Annotated in this window: 1 protein-coding gene; it reads right to left on the reverse strand. The window is 65.5% G+C overall.

What is annotated here, in order from left to right:
* A partial coding sequence (gene gcvP, locus ACPGXI_RS17925; protein WP_526655370.1) for an aminomethyl-transferring glycine dehydrogenase occupies nucleotides 1-2,383 on the reverse strand: 2,383 nt, incomplete at both ends.

Here is a 2,383-nt window from a genome sequence, read left to right on the forward strand (position 1 = left end):
CATTGCGCAGTGGATTGTCCTCGGCCGGCCAGGATCCGGACCCGACCTGGTCGATCTCTGCCCGGATCGCGATCATCGCATCGCAAAACGCATCGACTTCGCGTAGCGACTCGCTTTCGGTCGGCTCGACCATCAACGTTCCCGACACCGGGAAACTCATCGTCGGCGCGTGAAAGCCATAGTCCGCCAATCGCTTTGCCACATCATCGACGGTGACTCCAGTGGCTTTGGTGATGGGGCGCAGATCGAGGATGCATTCGTGGGCCACCATGCCGTTCTCGCCGGTGTAGAGCACCGGGTAGTACTCATCGAGCCGGCGGGCGATGTAGTTGGCCGAGGCGATCGCCACAAGTGACGCCGAGCGCAGTCCCTGCGCCCCCATCATGCGGATGTACGCCCAGGTGATCGGCAGAATCGATGCCGAACCATACGGGGCCGCCGAAACGGTGTGCTCGTCGGCCAGCTCGTCGGCCAGCGGGTGGCCGGGTAGGTAAGGAGCCAGATGGCCGCGGACCGCGACCGGTCCCACGCCGGGGCCGCCTCCCCCGTGCGGGATGCAGAACGTCTTGTGCAAATTGAGGTGGCTGACATCGCCGCCGAAGCGTCCGGGGCGGGCGAGCCCGACCAGGGCGTTGAGGTTGGCACCGTCGACATAGACCTGTCCGCCCGAATCGTGCACTGCCGCACAGATGTCTGCGACATCATGCTCGTACACCCCGTGTGTGGACGGATAGGTGATCATCAGCGCCGACAAGCTGTCGGCGTGTTCGGCCACTTTTGCTCGCAGATCGTCGAGATCGACGTCGCCGTTCGCGCGGCACTGCACGACCACCACCTTCATGCCGACCAGGGCAGCCGAGGCGGCGTTGGTGCCGTGCGCGCTGGACGGGATCAGGCACACCCGGCGTCCGGAGTCGCCGCGGGCAGCGTGATAGGCCTGGATGGCCAGCAGGCCCGCGTACTCCCCCTGTGACCCGGCGTTGGGCTGCAGCGATACAGAGTCGTACCCGGTGATACCGGTGAGCCACGTCTGCAGCTCGGCGATCAACCGGCGTAGTCCGGGAGTGTCCCCCGCTGGGGCGAAAGGATGCTGGCGGGCGAACTCGGGCCAGGTGATCGGCTCCATCTCCGCGGCCGCGTTGAGCTTCATCGTGCATGATCCGAGTGGAATCATGCTGCGGTCCAGTGCGATGTCCTTGTCTGCGAGGGTGCGCAGGTAGCGCATCATCTCTGTCTCGGTGCGGTACTCGGTGAAGGCCGGATGAGTCAGGAATTCCGAAGTCCTGGCCATGGCGTCCAACTGCGATCCACCATGAGCGTCGGCGTCAGCGCGATCGAGTCGAAGGGCCTGCGCGTCGGTGGCGACACCGGAAAACGCGCCGAGCACAGCCGCGAGGTGGTCTGTGGTCGTCGCCTCGTCGCACGTCACCGAGATGTGGTCCTCGTCGACCAGCCACACGTTGATGCCATGTTCCTTGGCCGCGGCGCGCACCTCGCGCGCCCGACCGGGCACGCGGCTCAGCACGGTGTCGAAGAAGCTGTCGTGCGCCACCTCGATCCCGTTGGCGGCCAGTTCTGCGGCCAGCGTCCGCGCATGCCGGTGCACCCGTTTTGCGATAGCGGTCAGACCCGGTGCGCCGTGGTAACTCGCGTACATCGCTGCCATCACTGCCAACAGGACCTGCGCCGTGCAGATGTTACTGGTGGCCTTGTCGCGGCGGATGTGCTGCTCGCGGGTCTGCAGCGCCAGTCGATAGGCCGGCGATCCGTCGGCATCTTTGGAGACACCCACCAGGCGCCCCGGTAGCTGGCGGGCGTGTTTGGAGTGCACAGCCAGATAGCCTGCGTGTGGCCCGCCGAATCCCATTGGCACACCGAAGCGTTGGGTGCTGCCAAAGGCGACGTCGGCATCAATCTCGCCGGGTGGGGTGATCAATGTCAGCGCCAACAGGTCGGCGCCCACAGCGACCAGGGCACCGCGTTCATGAGCCTGAGCCACCACCGCGGTCCAGTCATTGACGCGTCCGCTGGCTCCGGGCAACTGGACTATCACGCCGAAGAACCCGCCGTCATCGGTCAGGTCTTCTGGAAGGCCGTTGCGCAGATCGGCCGTCACTATCTCGATTCCCAGCGGTGCTGCCCGGGTGGCCAGCACCGCGGCCGTCTGCGCATAGAGGTCGGTATCGACGACAAGACGGTTACTCGACCCACGCACCGCGCGGTGCATGAGTGTCATTGCCTCGGCCGCGGCGGTGCCTTCGTCGAGCATCGAGGCATTGGCGACTTCCAACGCCGTGAGATCGGTGACCATCGTCTGGAAGTTGAGCATCGCTTCCAGCCGGCCCTGGCTGATCTCGGGTTGATACGGCGTATAGGCGGTGTA

This window comes from Mycobacterium sp., assembly GCF_049608025.1.
Classification (GTDB): Bacteria; Actinomycetota; Actinomycetes; order Mycobacteriales; family Mycobacteriaceae; genus Mycobacterium.